The following is a 17,069-nucleotide window of genomic DNA, read 5'->3' as shown; positions in this document are numbered from 1 at the left end:
CCCACAAAGGCTGGCCCCTCAATCCGAAGAGGTTGAAGAAAAGGCCCGTGGGCATTAGTTGACGACTACGATATCGATTAATTCAGTCGATCAGGAGTTTGCGAATTGAACTGGATCACCAACTACGTCCGCCCGCGGATCAATTCCATGCTGGGCCGCCGCGAAGTGCCGGAAAATCTCTGGATCAAGTGCCCGGAGACCGGCGAGATGGTCTTCCACAAGGATCTGGAAGACAATAAGTGGGTTATTCCGGCCTCCGGCTTCCATATGAAGATGCCGGCCAAGGCTCGTCTTGCCGATCTTTTCGACAAGGGCGAATATGAAGCCCTGCAGCAGCCGAAGGTCGCGCAGGACCCGCTGAAGTTCCGCGACTCGAAGAAATACACCGACCGCCTGAAGGACAGCCGCGTCAAGACCGATCAGGAAGACACGATCGTCGCCGGCGTCGGCAAGGTTCGCGGCTTGAAGCTCGTGGCCGTCGTCCATGAGTTCAATTTCATGGGCGGCTCGCTCGGCATTGCCGCAGGTGAAGCGATCGTCAAGGCGTTTGAGCGCGCCATTGCCGAGAAGTGCCCGCTAGTAATGTTCCCGGCTTCGGGCGGCGCCCGCATGCAGGAAGGCATTCTGTCGCTGATGCAGCTGCCGCGCACGACGGTTGCCGTCGACATGCTGAAGGAAGCCGGCCAGCCCTATATCGTCGTCCTGACCAACCCGACAACGGGGGGCGTCACCGCCTCTTACGCCATGCTCGGCGATGTCCATCTGGCGGAGCCGGGCGCGGAAATCTGCTTTGCCGGCAAGCGCGTCATCGAACAGACGATCCGCGAAAAGCTGCCGGAAGGCTTCCAGACCTCGGAATACCTGCTCGAGCACGGCATGGTCGACATGGTCGTCAAGCGCCACGATATCCCCGATACCCTGGCGACGCTTCTGAAGATCCTGACCAAGGCTCCGGCAAATGACGTGTCTGCGAAGAGCCTGAACGGTGCGGCCGCGCCGCTGGTGGCGAACGGCTGACCTGAAACGGATGGCCGAAAGGCGGAGGTGCGGGTGATGGCGATGGATCAATCCGCAGTGAGCGAGGCAGCGCAGGAGATCGACAAGCTGATGGGGCTGCACCCCAAGGGCTACGATCTCTCGCTGGACAGGATCACTCGCCTTCTCGACATCCTCGGCAATCCGCAGAACAAGCTGCCGCCGGTGATCCATGTCGCCGGTACCAATGGCAAGGGCTCGGTGACGGCCTTCTGCCGCGCGCTTCTCGAAGCAGGCGGCTACAGCGTGCATGTCCATACCTCGCCGCATCTCGTCAACTGGCATGAGCGCTACCGCATCGGCGTCAAGGGCGGCCGTGGCGAGCTGGTGGCCGACGCAGTATTTGCCGAAGTGCTGCGGCGCATCGCCGATGCCAATGGCGGCGAGAAGATCACGGTTTTCGAAATCCTGACGGCGGCCACCTTCACTCTGTTTGCCGAGCATCCGGCCGATGCCGCCGTCATTGAAGTCGGCCTCGGCGGCCGTTTCGACGCTACCAATGTCATTTCCGAACCGGCCGTTTCGGTGATCATGCCGATCTCGCTCGATCACCAGCCCTATCTCGGTGACCGAGTCGAGCTGATCGCCGCCGAAAAGGCGGGGATCATGAAGGCCGGTCGGCCCGTTGTGATTGGTCATCAGGACTATGATGCGGCGCTCGACGTGCTGATATCGACGGCCGAGCGGCTGCGCTGCCCAACCGCCGTCTTCGGCCAGGATTTTTCCGCCCACGAGGAATATGGCCGGCTCGTCTATCAGGACGAATTCGGTCTTGGCGACCTGCCGCTGCCGCGCCTGCCGGGCCGGCATCAATATGCCAACGCCGCCGCCGCTATCCGCGCCGTCAAGGCCGCCGGCTTTACCGTCACCGAGGCGATGATGGAAAAGGCGATGATATCGGTCGAATGGCCGGGCCGCCTCCAACGCCTGACGGAGGGCGAGTTGTTGCCGCACGCCCCGGAAGGTGCGGAAATCTGGGTCGATGGAGGTCACAATCCCGGTGCCGGCGAGGTCATTGCCGAAGCCATGGCCAGTTTCGAGGAGCGTCAGCCACGCCCGCTGTTCCTGATCATCGGCATGATCAACACCAAGGATCCCGTCGGCTATTTCAAGGCTTTCACCGGGCTGGCGGAAAAGGTCTATTGCGTGCCGATCCGTGGCAGCGAGGCGATGATCGATCCGGTCATCCTGGCCAATTCGGCCTATGATGCCGGTCTGGTGGCCGAGCCGATGTCGACGGTTCGCCAGGCACTGGACGAAATCAGGGAACTCGCCGTGCCCAATATGCCGGCGCCACGCATCCTGATCGGCGGCTCGCTCTATCTCGTCGGCGATGTCCTTGCCGACAACGGCACGCCGCCGAAGTAACACGTCCAGTCAATAAAAAGCCCGGACGAGCCGGGCTTTTTGATTCATTCAGTCGATACCTGATCAGGCAGCGGCAGCGCCTTTGATCCAGCTTTCCAGAGCCGATTTTGGCGCGGCGCCAACCTTGATGTCGGCGACTTCGCCGGCCTTGAACATGGCAAGCGTCGGGATCGAGCGAACGCCGAACTGGGCAGCCAGTTCCGGGTTCTCATCGATGTTGAGCTTGGCGACCTTTACCTTGCCTTCGAATTGCTCGGAGAGCTCTTCGAGAGACGGGGCGATCATCTTGCACGGGCCACACCATTCGGCCCAGAAATCAACGATGACGGGCTCTGCGGATTGAAGAACTTCGGAGGCGAAGTTAGCGTTATCGACTTTTACGGTAGCCATAGGCTGCTCCTTTACCGGGATTCGCGGTTGGAATGTATGTGAGGGCGCGGTGCCTCATTTTCAATGATCGGTATTTCACTTTGTCTTGAGCTCCGCAAGCGTCAATGCGAGCGCCTCGCCGGACAGCGTGTGGATCGAGGCATTCTCGGTATAAACGAGCACGCAATCGATGCGCTTGCCTGGATAGAGTGGCGAGAGGATCTCACGATAGATGGCAAGCTGCGCTCGGTGGGCAAAAGGAATCTGCTCGGCTGAGCGCGGCGGCACGCGGTTGGTCTTGTAGTCGAGGATGACGACGCGGTCGTCGAGTACGGTCAGCCGGTCGATGCGGCCGGAGACGGCATAGGCCTGGTCATCGAGCGTCAGCGTGCCCATGATCGAGACTTCGGCCTGGGCATGGGCACTGAAAACGCCCTGTAGTTCCGGGTGTGACAGCAGCGCCATGACGGAGCCGATCAGCGCATCACGCTCCGCTTGCGGCCAGAAGCGTGCGGCCCGTTCGGCATAGCGCCGCGCTGCCTCGGCGCGATCCGCCGACGCGATCTCGGGCAATGTCTGCAACATGCGGTGGATGAAGCGGCCCTTTTCCAGCGAGCGGTCCGATTTCGCCTTCTCGGTGAACAGCGGCGAGGTGACCAGCAGATTGTCGGCCTCGTCGTCGATGACGGTGCCGGCGCCGGAAGGGCTGAGCGGCCGGGGCAGGTTTCGCTGCGGTGGCAGCGGCCGGCTGAGCCCGGCAGGCAGCGCTCCGCGATCGACGGTCGTTTCCGCCTGTTCCATGCGCTCGAAACTGCGCTCGACCTGGGAAACGCGCCAGCTCAACCCCTGCCACTCGCCATCCGGCCCCGAGAAGCTGACGGGTGTGCAGCGTTCGCCGTCCTGCCGCAGCGCCGCGGAAATCATGGCGTGCCATGTATCGGCATTCTCACGGATGCCACGATAGCCGCAGATGATCAACCGGTCGGCGGCGCGGGTCATGCCGACATAGAGCAGGCGGCGATATTCCTCTTCCGTCAGCGATTGCAGCCTGGCGGTATCGGTCTGCGTCAACGAATTGGCCAGTGCCGAGACCGGCACCCAGACCGGCAGCGGGATGTCTTGTTTGCCGGTCTCGATCAGCCGCATCTTCGGCAGATGCGTATGGGTAAAGGCCTTGCCGCCGCCGTCGACGAGGAAGACGATTGGCGCCTCCAGGCCCTTGGAGGCGTGCACGGTCATGATCCGCACCTCGTTGCGGCCCTTGTCCTGCTCGCGCTTAACCGTCGGCGCTTCCAGCTCCAGCGTCGAGACGAAGGATTGCAGGCCCGGCAGGCCGGAGGTCTCGTGGTCGAGCGTGAAAGTCAGGAATTCGTCGAGAATATCGCTGACCTCGGTCCCGAGCCGCGCCAGAAACTGCCGTCGGCCACCGAAACTGCCAAGCACGCGGGCATAGAAATCATGCACGGACAGGCTTTTCGAAAAGGCGAGGAACGTTTTCAGCCGGTCGACCGCATATCGGAACCGCTCATTGCCGTCATCGGCGAATTTCTGCAGGTGGCTCCATACGCTTTCATTGCTGTCGCGAAGGGCCGCGACAGCAAAGACGTCGTCTTCGCCGAGATCGAACAGCGGGCTTTTCAAAAGAGCCGACAGCGACAGGTCGTCTTCCGGCAGCAGCAGAAAGCGGCCGAGCGCCAGAAGATCCTGAATGGCGATATGGCTGGTCAGCACCAGCCGGTCGGCGCCGGCAACGGGGATATTGTTGCGCCGTTTCAGCGCCCGGGTCAACGCATTGACGAAGCTGTCGCGCTTGCGCACCAGCACGAGAATGTCGCCAGCCTCGATGAAACGGGCCTTGCCCTTGTCGATGATCGTCTCGCGGCCGATGAGATTGCCGATCGTCTGCGCCATGCGCCGCGCCAAGATTGCCGCCGGCGCACTTTCAGGCGTCGAATCGAACGGTGCCGTCCAATCCTCTTCCTTCGCTGCAGGCTCCGGCGCGATCATCTCCCAGAGATCGACTGCCCCGGGATGGCCGATGCGGCTGGAGCGATGCACCACAGGTTCGTCGACAGCGCTCAGCCCCCGGGCATTTTCCGGTGCGGTGAAGACATGGTCGACGGCGGCGAGCACATCGGCGGTCGAGCGGAAGGAGAGCGGCAGGCGGATCGAGGAAAACTGCTGGCCGCTGGTCGCCACCCGCCGTCGCGTCCGGTCGCTTTCCTCGGAAAAACGTTCGGGTCGCGCACCCTGGAAGGAATAGATCGACTGCTTCTCGTCGCCGACCGCGAAGATGGTCCTCAGCGTCTGCCGCGCGCTTTCGCCAGAGAAGAAATCCTCCGCCAGCGACTGGATGACGCTCCATTGGATCGGGCTGGTATCCTGCGCCTCGTCGACGAGAATATGGTCGATGCCCTGATCCAGTTTGTAGTGGATCCAGGGGCCGACATCCTTCTTGGTCAGAAGATCGGCGGTGCGGGTAATCAGGTCTTCGAAGTCGAGCTGGCTGCGGCGCTTCTTCAGCTCTTCATAGTCGCGGTTCAGCCGGTCGGCCAGAACGAGTGCCGCGCGGGTGGCGCGGTACATCCGCATAAGCTTCAGCCGGTCGCGGCAGGTGACGACATGGGCGCGGGCAGCAGCCACTCCCTCGGCAAGCGCGGGGGCATCAGCCAGCATCGCCTTGACGAAAAACTGGCTGTCGGATTTCGGCTCGCCCTTGCCGGTCAGCATCACCTTTTCGAGGATCTCCGCGCGGGCGACCGGGTGCGTCTCACGCTTGGCGAGACGCAGTGCATAGGCAACCTCTTGCGCCTTCGCGCCGCCCTTCTGGTCGGCAAGCGTGAGATAAAGCTCGAGCGTTGCGCCGGAAAGGCCGGGCAGCGGCCAATATTGCTCTGCGATGCCGGCTTCCGTGTCTCCGGCGGAAAGGCCGAGCCGGGCGAGTAGCGCGGCGTCAATCCCGCCTTTCCGCTCTGCGTCAGTGGTGAAGCGGCGGATGGCGTTACGCTTGGCGACGATATCGCCCAGCAGCGTCTCCAGGCCGGATTCGTCGCCGAGATCCAGCACATAGGAAAAGGCTTCCGCAAGCTCGGCATCCCGCTGCGGCGTTGTCGCCGTCAGCAACGACCGGCGGGCGTCATCGAGTAGGGTTGCGGCGGCGCGGTCATCGAGAACGGAAAAATGCCCTGCGACATTGGCCTCCAGCGGAAATTGATGCAGCAGCGCCTCACAGAAGGCGTGGATCGTCTGGATCTTCAGCCCGCCCGGTGTCTCCAGCGCCTTGGCGAAGAGACGCCGAGCCTCGGCGAGCTTAAACAGATCCGGCTCCGCACCCTCGATCTCGGCAATCCGCGCCTTCAACTCCTCGTCCGACAAGGTTGCCCAGGCGGCCAGTCGGTCGAAGACGCGGTTCGACATTTCGGAGGCAGCGGCCTTGGTATAGGTCAGGCAGAGAATGGCCGAGGGACGTGCGCCAGCGAGCAGCAGGCGAATGACGCGCTGCGTCAGCACATGCGTCTTGCCCGAACCGGCATTGGCCGAGACCCAGGCGGAGCGCTCGGGGTCGGAGGCGATGGATTGCTGCACTGTCGTCCAGCCGATCCAGGCGCCGGCATCGTCGCTCTCGGGCAGGGCGGCCAGTTCGTTAGCGGGAAGGTCACTCATCGCCGCCCCCCTCCTGTTCGGTCTCCGCCGTCGACCATTCCGAGACGCGGGCGAGGTGATCGTAATCGCCGCCATATTCGAATTGTTGCGCCGGGATCAGCCGTGATGAGAAGCCCTTTTCGCCGGATTGCAGCAGGGAGACGAACTTGACGAGCTGGTCCATCGACTCCTGCGCCAGGTCCAGAGCCGATTTTGTTTCCGTCTTCCCGCCACGACTGGAAAGCTCGTTGTTGACCTGATCGACCTTGAAGCGGTCGCCGGGCCTCAGCCGGACATAAAGCAGATTTTCCGGGACGAGCGCGTCGATATCGCGGAAGGCGCCGGCCTTGAGCGCATAGGCTTCCAGGGCCAATTGCGGATCGAGCAGCGTGCGGGCCTGCGCCGGCGAGGGATTGTAGCCGGTCTTGTAGTCGATAATATCGGCGGCCTTGCCACCCTTGAAGTCGATGCGGTCGGCGACGCCGGTGAGCCGGATGCCGATCGGCTCGATCTGAACGCCGGCCGGGACTTCCGTTGCCGTCTTGCGGATCTCCGGCCGCCGCTCCGCTTCCCAGATAAGAAACGCACGCGCCACTTCGCGGAAACGCGGCCGCCAGACGCTGTCGATGTGAACAGGCAATTGCTCTGCGTCGAACAATTCGGTGAGGATGTGATCCATAGCCAGCGATGCATCCGGCGTGCCGGCAATATGGCCTTCGCGGATAAAGCGGTCGATGATCTTGTGATAGAGCGTGCCGCGCTCGGCCGGACCGGGATCGCGGTTGAACGGGTCGATCGGGTCGAGCCGCAGCACGCGCCGGGCATAGATCGCGTAGGGGTCACGGCGCAGACGGCCGACCTCGCTGAAGGAGTAGCTTTTCGGCTGCAGTTCGGCGGGCGGTCTCGGCGCCGGCCTCTGCGCCGGGGCTTGGTTCTCGCCCTGATCGATCATCCCGGCCCAATGGCGATATTGATCGCCGCGCGCCTTCAATTCGCTTGTAAAAGCCTTGCCGCCCAGCGCTATCAGTCGCTGCAGCCAGCGTGACGCCACGGTCGGAGTCGAGCCTTGTCGCAATGCGCGCGAATAGATCAGGTCGCACGTGCCGTTTGCCATTTCGAAATCGTGGGCAAGCTGGCCGATGCGCCGCTCCGGCGGCTCCAGGCCGATCTCGGTCTTCATGGTGCGGGAAATGAAGGGATTGTTGGCGGTCTGTCCCGGCCAGGAGCCTTCGTTCAAGCCGCCGAGGATCAGCGTATCGACGCTTTGCAGGCGTGCTTCCAGCGTGCCGAAGATGAACAGGCGCGGATGGCTCAAGGCGCGTGGCTTGACCGCTTGGCCCGCACAAAGCGCTGCCATGATATCGATCCATTGCGGTCCGTCCGCTTCGAGCTGCCCGTCAGTATCGATGATTTCCTTCAGCAGGCTGGCGAGCGTATCGCCTGCCTCGCCGGACCAGAGTGCAGCCAGACTGCCGCGCTCATCTATGGCGACGGCTTCCAGCGCCCGGCCCGTGCGTTCGGCCCATTCGGAAAGGGTGGGGAGGCCGTCAGACGATTGCTGCGAAAGCGCGGATGCTAGCGGCTCGCATGCTCCGCTGACTTGGCGTGCCAGTTCGCGCGCCCGGTCCACCGCTTCGGGGGCCAGGGATTTGCGCCATTGCGGCGTATGGCGGTTCTTCGCCTGTTCGGCAAGCTGCCGGTCGAGCAGCGGTTCCAGCGCGCCGATGTCGACATCGGCGATGCCGCCCCTCAACGCCAGGATTTCCAGCGCGTCGACGCCGAGCTGCAATGCGTCCTGCGGAAGGCCGAAGCGGGCGAGGGGATGCTTGAGCAGCGAAACGATAGCAACGGGATCGCCGGGCCGAAGCGTGGCTTCGAGCAGCAATTGCAAGAGCGCGCCCTGCGGCGTCGCGGTCAGCGGCGTGCCGGCCGAATCGTCGGCGGTGATGCCGAAGCGTGCCAGCTCCGCCGTCACCCGCCGCGCCAGATTGCGGTCCGGCGTGATCAACGCCGCCTGGCTTTCGCCGCCATCCTGCCCCGGCTTTTCCAGCGCCAGACGCAAGGCGATGGCAATCGCCGTTGCCTCCTCGCGCTCGTTGGCCGCCTCGATCAGGGCAACATCGGCAAAGGCGTTGCTGATCGCGTCGGGCGCAAGTGTTTGCTGCCATGCCCCCCAGCCGCTCGTCGCTTTCGCGGGCGCCAAGGCACGCGACAGGACCTCAGCGCGCATCTGCATGTCTTCGGTCGCCTCGGCAACGGTTTCGACCTCGCTTCGGGGCGTGTGCAGCCGCTTCAACAGCAGCGACAGGCCATATTGCGAGTGGCTGCGCGTCGTCGGATCGACCCTTTCGCCGATGCCGGTTTCCGGCGCAACAAGCTGCCAGTCCTCTTCCGGCATGGACAGATCGAGCCCTGGCAGGACGATGACCCCCTGCGGTAGTGAGGCGACGGCCGCGATCAGCTCCGCCGTTGCCGGCACCGAACCGGTCGAGCCGGCGATGATGATCGGGCCAGCATGCTGCATGATGGCGATCCGCTGCGCCTCGGCGCGCAGAATGGCGTTGCGGTGCCGGGCGGGCGAGGATTTGCCAAGCTCCTCCAGCCGGGCCGGCCAGAAGGCACTGGCGATCTGCAGGAATTCGGCGGTCAGCTGCCACCAGAGTGCATGATCCTCGGTGCTGAGATCGCCAAGGGCTGCCCAGTCGCGATCCTCGGTCTCAATGGAATCGATGACTTCGGCGAGATTGCGGGCAAGCCAGATGGCATCGGCTGGGCTTGCGGGCGCAACCAGCGGCGAGTCCGAATGGATGTCGCGGACGATCTGCGGCAGCTTGTTGCGCCAGGCAAGGATCAGCCGCGCCAGTTCCAGCAGCCGTGCGGTATTGGCAAGCGGCTGTACCAGATCGGCGGTCGCCGGCAGCGCTTCCTCGAAATAACCACTGTCGTCGTCGGTCTCGCCGAGCGGACGGATCACCGGCAGGATGGCGGAACGGCCGCCGAGCAGGTCGACGAATTCCGAGCGTAATACGCGCGCCGCGCGCCGTGTCGGCAGGAAGATCGTGACCTTGGCGAGCGATAGCGGATCGCTCGGATCATGACGGAAATGCTCGGTCAGCCGGCCGTCGCAAAGAGCGCTGGCAAGGGTCTTCAGGAAAGGCAGGCCCGCCGGGATTGTCAGGATGCGTTTCCGGTGGCCGCCCGTCATCGTCTCACGCAAACGCCCGGAAAGTCCGGATCGTTTCCTCCGCCTCGCCGACCGCTTCCGGCGTGCCGACCGTCAGCCAATGTCCGTCGAGCATGGTGCCGTAAAGCCGGCGACGGGCGATTGCCTTGTCGAAATAGATGTTGATGTTGAACGCGTCATCCGGTGCATCGTCGAGGAGGGACGGTTCCATGGCGAAGGCACCGGCATAGACGACGCCGTTATACTCCGCGTCTCGATAGCGCCGGAGCCCACCATCTTCCGCTATGCTGAAATCATTCTTGCCGTTATGGCCGGTGGTTCTTTCTAGCTCGACGCAGAGCATCGCCATGTCCATTTGCGAGGCGTCATAGAATCCGGCTAATCGCTGCAGGTTCGTAGGGTCGCCCGGCTTTTCTCCGACCCAAAAGAGATCAGCATTCATGACGAAGACTGAATCGCGGCTGAGGAGCTTCAGGCCTTTGACGATCCCGCCACCATTGTTCATCAGTGCATCGCGCTCGTCCGAGATCAGGATTTCGAGCTTGCGGTAGTTGCGCAGATGCGCTTCCATCTGGTCGGCATGATGATGCACGTTCACGACCGCCCGCTCAACGCCGGCTTCCGCCAGCGCGTCCAGCGTATAATCGATCATCGGCTTGCCGGCGATCTTTACCAGCGGTTTCGGGATGGTGTCGGTGATCGGGCGCATGCGGGTTCCGAGCCCCGCGGCCAGCACCATGGCTTGTCTGATGGTCATCTCGTCTCGAACTCGTGATTCGGCTGCTGTCTTCCTTTAGCATAACGCCGGAAAACCGTCGCCCGGTCTCGGGCCGTTTATGCCTCGCCTATTCCGGCCTTCGCGCACCAGTCGCGCAAGGGGGCAAGGGTTTCATGCTCGAAAGCGATGGCGAGATAGGCGAGCGTGCGCGGCATGTGCTTCAGGTAACCGGGCTTGCCGTCGCGCTGCAGCAGCCGCACCCAGAGGCCGGCGAGCTTGCAATTGCGCTGCGCCGACATGATAGCCCAGCTCTTCAGGAACCCGGCTTCATCGAAATTGCCCTGGGCACGCCGGAGCGACAGGTAATCGTCCATCAGCCGGTCGTGCAAAGGCCGTTCGATGGTGACGCGCGCATCCTGGACGATTGAGGCGAGGTCATAGGCCGTTGGCCCGATCATCGCGTCCTGGAAATCGATAAGGCCGACGCGCTGGATGCCTTTTTCCTTCGCCCGCCAGATTATGTTCGGCGAGTGGAAGTCGCGCAGCAGCAGGCTCTTTTCAGCGCCGTCCAGTTGATCGATCAGAGCGTCCCAGATTGCCAGATAGTCGGCGCGCGCTTCGTCGCTGGCCGGCGTGCCGCGTTTCCAGGGCAGGTGCCAGTCGATCAGCAACCGTGCTTCCATCTTCATGGCCGTGCGGTCGAAATCGGGGACATGATGGATATGGCCAGGTGTAACGGGAATATCTCGTGGAATGGCCAAGCCGTGCAAATGAGCAAGACAGGCGACACCGGCACGATAGCGCTCGGCAATCGGCCTGCCTTCTTCGTCGAGCACGCCCTCGCTGCCGAGATCCTCGATCAGCAGGATACCTTGGTCGTAGTCGACCGCGAAGATCTCTGGCGCGGCAAAGCCGTTCTTACGCAGCTCATTGGCGATCGCGACGAAAGGATAGGCATCTTCGGCCAGATGCGCGACCTTGGGATAGGGTTTGCCGTCGAGCACCGCCGGTCCCTCCGGCAGGCGCGGCCAGTCCATCAGGATCACTTGGTTGCCGCCGCCCTGCGGATAGATCGATTCATAGGTGCGCAGTGACGCATCGCCCGTCAGAAACCGGCGCTCGGCTCCGGCATAGCCGTTGGCATCGAGAAAAGCGCGGATCGCCAGGACGCGCTGGATGCGAGCCGACTGCTTGGCAGGCGCCACGATCGTTGCCCGGCGTCCTTCGGCTTCATGTTCCAGCTTGAGGTCGATGCGCTCTTTCGGCAGCTCGCTTTCGGCCATCTCAGGCCATTCCACCAGGCAGATGCCGGTCTGCAGCGCCTCGTCGAAGCCGAGTTCGGCGAGTTCGCTGGGGTCGCCCAAACGATAGAGATCGAAATGCGAAACCGGGATGCGCAGCTCGTAGGATTGTACCAGCGTGAAGGTCGGGCTTGGAACGTCGAGATCGGCATCGTCGGCCAGGGCGCGTAACAGGGCGCGGGCAAGCGACGATTTCCCTGCGCCGAGATCGCCCGACAGCGCCACGCAATCGCCGACCTTCAATGCCAGCGCCAGATCCTCGCCGAGCCGTGTGGTCGCCGCGTCGTCTGCCAGGAAAAGGGAGATGCTGGTGTTTGCTGCTGTCATTCTGCTGCGACGGAGTGCGGCGATTCGGCGGAAGGGATCCGGCAGTTGACCGTAGTTCCCTTGCCCGGCTGACTTTCGATCGAGACCTGGCCGTCATGCAGGCTGACGAAGCTTTCGACGATGGAGAGGCCGAGGCCCGCACCGCTGCGTTTGCCGCCCTTGCCGCTCGAGGCGAAGCGGTTGAACACCGTTCGCATGATCTCTTCCGAAATGCCCGGACCCTTGTCGGCAACCGAGAAGACGAAATCCGTGCCGTCGCGGCCACATTTGAGCGCGATGGTCGATCCCTCGGGCGCGAAATTGGCAGCATTGGTCAAAAGCTTGAGCAGGATCTGCTTCAGCCGCTGCTGGTCGGCGACGACGGAGCCGAGATGGGCGGGCACGGTGATTTCCAGCGTCACGCCGCTTTCCTGCAGCCGGTCGGCGATCTGCATCGACACTTCATCGAGAAGGTCGTCGAGTGCAATCTCGGAATAGTTCAGCCGCATGATGCCGGCGTCGACGGTCGCCAGATCGAGAATGTCGTTGACCAGCGTCAGGAGGACCGCGGACGAGGTGGAGATATGGTCGATATATTCCGCCTGCCGGTCGTTCAGCGAGCCAATGCCGGGCGTTTTCAGGAGATCGGTGAAGCCGATGATGTTGGTCAGCGGCGAACGCAGTTCGTAGGACACATGCTGGACGAAATCGTTCTTCAGCTCGTCGGCCTTCAGCAGCGCTTCGTTCTTTTCGGTAAGAGCCCGCTCGGCCCGCACGCTGTCGGTCTTGTTGACGAAGGTCAGCATGGTCTGCGCGTTCGGCAGCGGAATGACGGCATAGTCGAGGACGAGGTTGGAATAGAGCTCGAGCGTACCCTGTGACGACGGACGTTCATCGTCGAAACTGGTGATCTGCTCGGCAAACCGCTTCCAGCCATCCGGCCGATCATAGGAGGGCGCGCAGGCTTCGGCCAGCGTCTGGATATGCGTGCCAGGCTTTGCCTGGATTTCGGTGATGTTCCAGAGGATGCGAAACGCCGGGTTGGAGAGGCGAATGCGGCCATCCGGGCCGAAGACGGCCACACCTTCGGAAAGGTGGTCGATGGTCTCGCCCTGCACCACGACCAGCGTGTTGTAGCGCGTTTCGAGATCGACCTGTTCGGTCAGGTTTTCGAACACCCAGGTGGCGCCACCCTGCGGATGGGCGGTGGCGAAGACGCGCAGGATCTGGCCGTTCGGCAGGTGCCAGAGGTCGGATTGTGTGTCGAGCGCGCGGTAGACGGAGAGAACGCCGTCTTTCCAGGTCTTCCAGTTCAGCTGTTCCGGCAGCTTCTTGGCGCTGCGCAGCCGATCCAATAGCTCGCTATTATCCGGCTTCTTCTCGAGGAAGGCGATGTCGAGTTCCCAGAGCTGAACGAAGGCCTGATTGTAGAATTGCAGCCGCCGGTCGCCGTCGAAGATCGCGACAGGTGTCGCCAGGTGATCGAGCGTTTCGGCATGGCTCTTCAGCGTGCGTTCCAGCTCGGCGCGCACCGTCTCGGTCTCGGAAACGTCGATAGCCATGCCGGCCGAACCGTTCGGCAATTTAACGTCGATGACATCGAAGAAGGTGCGGTTGCCGTGAACGACGGTGGAAATCTTGTCGTGGAAGGGGGATTCCGGCGTGGCGGAAGCGCGAATGCGCTCGCGGGCGACGGTGGTCAGGAATTCGCGGCCTTCGCGAAGAGCCTCATCCGGCGACACGGCCTCGACCGCTTCGCCATAGGCATGGTTGACCCAGGTGAGCTGGCCGTCGGCGTCGCGTTGCCAGACCGGCAGGTCGATGGCATCAAGCAGGTTCTGGAAGGCGGAGATCGAGGTCATAAGCCGTTCGCGCTCGATCTTCAGCTCGGCCAGTTCTGCGCGCAGATTGTTGAGCGCGATGAAGCGGACGAAGGCGCGGCCGCCGGAGATGCGGCCCTGGGCTTCCAGGATCTCTTCGCGGTTCGTTTCGACCACGATGTCGAAGCTCTGGCCGCTGCCACGCAGCTTGTCGATCGCCTTTTCCAGCTCGCCTGCCGACCAAGATTTCATCCAGCGGCCGAAAGCGAGAAATTCGTTGTCCTGCGGTGCGCCGGTCTCGACGGGCAGCTGGCCCAGCAGCTCCGGCCGTGCGTTCTGGCCGTCCCAGATAATAATGCGGCGGTTCTTGTCAGCGATCAGTGCCTGGTATTGCGAGATGCGCTGGTTGGCATCGGAAAGGGCTGTGCGGATTTCGCGGCTCTCGCTTTCCAGGTTGCCGCGCTGACGAACCATCCAGACGGTCGACAGCAGCGCTGCAGAAATTACGCCGATGATGACGGAGAAGACTGCCATTTCGGAGGAGGTGAAGAGGCGAACCACCGCCGGCGAGGCTGCGCTGGTCTGCGCCAGAACAGGACCCGCCAGGCCAGTTGCAATGCCACCAAAAACGCTGAGGCGCAGCAGGCGCGCCAACGAGGCCAATGGGCGCATATCCCCGCGCCACTTCATCCAGGGTAAAAGCATATATGCGCCGCCCTGCCGCCGCCGCACAGATGCCTTTTCGGGCATCGCCGACTCAAGCAGGTTGTCTTTCGCTTCAGACATAAGCGGTCTGTCTCCGTCCTATAATGTGCCGCATCTCGACAAGACATCCCATTTTCATGGCTCCGAGGAAGCCCCGGTTCGTCACGAATCAAGTCTAAAAACAATACTGCCTAAGGGAATCGCCGGGAAGGGAGCCGGCCAAAAAATAAGCCCCGGCATTTGTCAATGCCGGGGCCACAAGATGTTGTGGATATAGATCGCTAGATCAGTATCTGTAGTGGTCAGACTTGAACGGACCCTGCGGCGTCACGCCGATATACGCAGCCTGCTCGCCAGAAAGCTCAGTCAATTTCACGCCGAGCTTGCCGAGATGCAGACGCGCAACCTTCTCGTCGAGGTGCTTGGGCAGCACGTAGACCTGGTTCTGGTACTGGCCGGGCTTGGTGAAGAGCTCGATCTGCGCCAGCGTCTGGTTGGTGAAGGAGGCCGACATCACGAAGGACGGATGGCCGGTGGCGTTGCCGAGGTTCAAGAGGCGGCCTTCCGACAGAAGGATGATGCGGTTGCCCTTGGCGAACTCGATCAGGTCGACCTGCGGCTTGACGTTTGTCCACTTGAGGTTACGCAGCGCTGCAACCTGGATCTCGTTGTCGAAGTGGCCGATGTTGCCGACGATCGCCATGTCCTTCATCGCACGCATATGGTCGATGCGGATGACGTCCTTGTTACCGGTGGTGGAGATGAAGATGTCGGCACTGGAGACGACGTCTTCGAGCAGGACTACTTCATAGCCGTCCATGGCAGCCTGGAGCGCGCAGATCGGATCGACTTCCGTGACCTTGACGCGGGCGCCGGCGCCGGAGAGCGAGGCAGCCGAACCCTTGCCGACGTCGCCATAACCGCAGACGACGGCGACCTTGCCGGCCATCATCACGTCGGTGGCGCGGCGGATGCCGTCAACCAGCGATTCCTTGCAGCCGTACTTGTTGTCGAACTTCGACTTGGTGACGGAATCGTTGACGTTGATCGCAGGGAAGGGCAACAGGCCCTTCTGGCTGAGCTGGTACAGGCGATTGACGCCCGTGGTGGTTTCTTCGGTAACGCCCTTAATGGCGTCGCGCTGCTTGGTGAACCAGCCCGGCGATGCCTTCAGACGCTTCTTGATCTGTGCAAAGAGGATTTCTTCTTCTTCCGAATGCGGATCGGAGAGAACATCCTCACCGGCTTCGGCGCGAGCGCCGAGCAGGATGTACATGGTGGCATCGCCGCCATCGTCGAGGATCATGTTGGAGAAGCCGCCATCAGCCCACTGGAAGATCTTGTCGGTATAGATCCAGTAATCTTCGAGGCTTTCACCCTTGATGGCATAGACGGGAACGCCGGAAGCGGCGATTGCGGCAGCGGCATGGTCCTGGGTGGAGAAGATGTTGCACGAGGCCCAGCGAACCTCGGCGCCAAGCGCGACCAGCGTCTCGATGAGAACGGCGGTCTGGATCGTCATGTGCAGCGAGCCGGTGATGCGCGCGCCCTTGAGAGGCTTCGTTTCGCCGAATTCGGCGCGGCAAGCCATCAGGCCTGGCATTTCCGTTTCAGCGATCGTGATTTCCTTGCGGCCGAAGTCGGCAAGGCCGATATCCGCGACGATGTAGTCGTTTTCAGTGCTCATCAAAGGGTCTCCAGCCTGAACGATGCAATCGCGCCTGGGCTAACGCCTCGGCCGAATGCAACAAAATTGCACGCTGACAGCGTGGTAGGATGATGCCGTGTAGCAGGCTTCAGGCTGGAAATCAATAATGATATAAAGAAGTCTTTATGTCTTTATATCCCAATTTGAGGAGCGGAGCGGCGAGCGCTCACATCTCTTCGCCGAACTTGTCGGCGACAAGCTTGTCCAGCGCCTCTAGCGCTTCCGTGGCCTGCTTGCCGCTGGCGGTCACCAGCACGCTGCAGCCGGGGCTGGCCGCGAGCATCATCAGGCCCATGATCGAGTTGCCGCCCACCGTGGTTCCGTCCTTCGAGACGGTGATGGTGGCGTCATAGGCTTCGACGGTCTGGACGAATTTTGCGGAGGCGCGGGCATGAAGGCCGCGCTTGTTGATGATCAGAAGTTCCCGGGAGAGCGCGGTCATAGGCAGGATGTTTGTCTCGTCATTTGCCGCTGAGCACGCGGCTGGCCACGTTGATGTATTTGCGCCCGGCTTCGGAAGCTTCGACCAAGGCCCGCTCCATGTTGTTGTCGCCGCGCACGCCTGCGAGCTTGATCAGCATCGGCAGGTTGACGCCGGCAATGACCTCGGTGTGGCCGCTATTCATGACGGAGATGGCGAGATTGGAGGGAGTACCGCCGAACATGTCGGTCAGGATGATGACCCCGTGTCCGTCATCAGCGCTGGTCACGGCCTGCAGTATATCCTGCCGCCGCTTGTCCATGTCGTCTTCGGGACCAATCGATACCGTCTCTATGAACTTCTGCGGACCAACGACATGCTCGACCGCATGCCGAAACTCTTCAGCCAGCTTGCCATGAGTGACAAGCACAAGTCCGATCATGATATTACTGCTCCCATCGCACACGCAAACAGGTGGGCCATATCGCAATG

At 62.3% G+C, this 17,069-nt stretch carries 11 protein-coding genes; 2 read left to right on the top strand and 9 right to left on the bottom strand.

The genetic code is table 11. The annotated features are described in order from the left end of the window. The first annotated feature begins 105 nt into the window (after positions 1-105). Entirely contained in the window at positions 106-1,017 is a 912-nt protein-coding gene (gene accD / locus RRH01S_RS25675; protein ID WP_007698612.1) for an acetyl-CoA carboxylase, carboxyltransferase subunit beta, read from the top strand. 36 nt (positions 1,018-1,053) lie between these two features. Next, the gene (locus tag RRH01S_RS25670) at positions 1,054-2,403 is read left to right on the top strand and encodes a bifunctional folylpolyglutamate synthase/dihydrofolate synthase (RefSeq protein ID WP_007698610.1); all 1,350 of its coding nucleotides are present in this window, start codon (positions 1,054-1,056) and stop codon (positions 2,401-2,403) included. A gap of 63 nt (positions 2,404-2,466) precedes the next feature. On the opposite strand, the gene trxA is transcribed toward RRH01S_RS25670, so the two are convergent. The 9 genes from trxA to RRH01S_RS25625 form a co-directional block, all read right to left on the bottom strand. Then, positions 2,467-2,793 carry a thioredoxin gene (gene trxA, locus RRH01S_RS25665; protein WP_007698608.1) on the bottom strand — a complete coding sequence of 109 codons (327 nt, stop codon included), beginning with the start codon at positions 2,791-2,793 and terminating at the stop codon, positions 2,467-2,469. Positions 2,794-2,868: 75 nt separating this feature from the next. After that, positions 2,869-6,435, bottom strand: coding sequence for a double-strand break repair helicase AddA (gene addA, locus RRH01S_RS25660; RefSeq protein WP_037219379.1), 3,567 nt, complete (start codon positions 6,433-6,435; stop codon positions 2,869-2,871). After that, positions 6,428-9,619 carry a double-strand break repair protein AddB gene (addB, locus tag RRH01S_RS25655; protein ID WP_042475156.1) on the bottom strand — a complete coding sequence of 1,064 codons (3,192 nt, stop codon included), beginning with the start codon at positions 9,617-9,619 and terminating at the stop codon, positions 6,428-6,430. The genes addA and addB overlap by 8 nt, the downstream gene beginning before the upstream one ends. Before the next feature lie 4 nt (positions 9,620-9,623). Continuing rightward, positions 9,624-10,355: a nucleotidyltransferase family protein gene (locus RRH01S_RS25650; protein ID WP_037219383.1), complete on the bottom strand. Its 732-nt coding sequence runs from the start codon at positions 10,353-10,355 to the stop codon at positions 9,624-9,626. A gap of 77 nt (positions 10,356-10,432) precedes the next feature. Continuing rightward, positions 10,433-11,944 (bottom strand): tRNA (adenosine(37)-N6)-threonylcarbamoyltransferase complex ATPase subunit type 1 TsaE, encoded by a 1,512-nt coding sequence (gene tsaE, locus RRH01S_RS25645; protein WP_042475153.1) that lies wholly within the window; start codon positions 11,942-11,944, stop codon positions 10,433-10,435. Beyond that, positions 11,941-14,415, bottom strand: coding sequence for a PAS domain-containing sensor histidine kinase (locus RRH01S_RS25640; protein ID WP_012650658.1), 2,475 nt, complete (start codon positions 14,413-14,415; stop codon positions 11,941-11,943). The genes tsaE and RRH01S_RS25640 overlap by 4 nt, the downstream gene beginning before the upstream one ends. A 319-nt stretch (positions 14,416-14,734) precedes the next feature. Next, the gene (ahcY, locus tag RRH01S_RS25635) at positions 14,735-16,135 is read right to left on the bottom strand and encodes an adenosylhomocysteinase (protein ID WP_007698591.1); all 1,401 of its coding nucleotides are present in this window, start codon (positions 16,133-16,135) and stop codon (positions 14,735-14,737) included. A 187-nt stretch (positions 16,136-16,322) separates the two neighbouring features. After that, a complete protein-coding gene (locus RRH01S_RS25630; protein WP_007698588.1) occupies positions 16,323-16,598 on the bottom strand; it encodes an HPr family phosphocarrier protein in 276 nt (91 codons plus the stop codon). 19 nt (positions 16,599-16,617) lie between these two features. Beyond that, positions 16,618-17,019, bottom strand: coding sequence for a PTS sugar transporter subunit IIA (locus tag RRH01S_RS25625; RefSeq protein WP_042475150.1), 402 nt, complete (start codon positions 17,017-17,019; stop codon positions 16,618-16,620). Positions 17,020-17,069: the final 50 nt, after the last annotated feature.

Source organism: Rhizobium rhizogenes NBRC 13257, assembly GCF_000696095.1.
In the GTDB taxonomy this organism is placed as follows: Bacteria; Pseudomonadota; Alphaproteobacteria; order Rhizobiales; family Rhizobiaceae; genus Rhizobium; species Rhizobium rhizogenes.
The sequence above is the reverse complement of the archived record's forward strand: the minus strand, read 5'-3'. Positions and strand labels throughout refer to the sequence as shown.

Excerpts from the sequence above, each read along its gene's own strand:
- RRH01S_RS25670 (WP_007698610.1), top strand. The coding sequence starts at position 1,054 with ATGGCGATGGATCAATCCGCAGTGAGCGAGGCAGCGCAGGAGATCGAC.
- trxA (WP_007698608.1), bottom strand. The coding sequence starts at position 2,793 with ATGGCTACCGTAAAAGTCGATAACGCTAACTTCGCCTCCGAAGTTCTT.
- addA (WP_037219379.1), bottom strand. The coding sequence starts at position 6,435 with ATGAGTGACCTTCCCGCTAACGAACTGGCCGCCCTGCCCGAGAGCGAC.
- addB (WP_042475156.1), bottom strand. The coding sequence starts at position 9,619 with ATGACGGGCGGCCACCGGAAACGCATCCTGACAATCCCGGCGGGCCTG.
- RRH01S_RS25650 (WP_037219383.1), bottom strand. The coding sequence starts at position 10,355 with ATGACCATCAGACAAGCCATGGTGCTGGCCGCGGGGCTCGGAACCCGC.
- tsaE (WP_042475153.1), bottom strand. The coding sequence starts at position 11,944 with ATGACAGCAGCAAACACCAGCATCTCCCTTTTCCTGGCAGACGACGCG.
- RRH01S_RS25640 (WP_012650658.1), bottom strand. The coding sequence starts at position 14,415 with ATGCGCCCATTGGCCTCGTTGGCGCGCCTGCTGCGCCTCAGCGTTTTT.
- ahcY (WP_007698591.1), bottom strand. The coding sequence starts at position 16,135 with ATGAGCACTGAAAACGACTACATCGTCGCGGATATCGGCCTTGCCGAC.
- RRH01S_RS25630 (WP_007698588.1), bottom strand. The coding sequence starts at position 16,598 with ATGACCGCGCTCTCCCGGGAACTTCTGATCATCAACAAGCGCGGCCTT.
- RRH01S_RS25625 (WP_042475150.1), bottom strand. The coding sequence starts at position 17,019 with ATGATCGGACTTGTGCTTGTCACTCATGGCAAGCTGGCTGAAGAGTTT.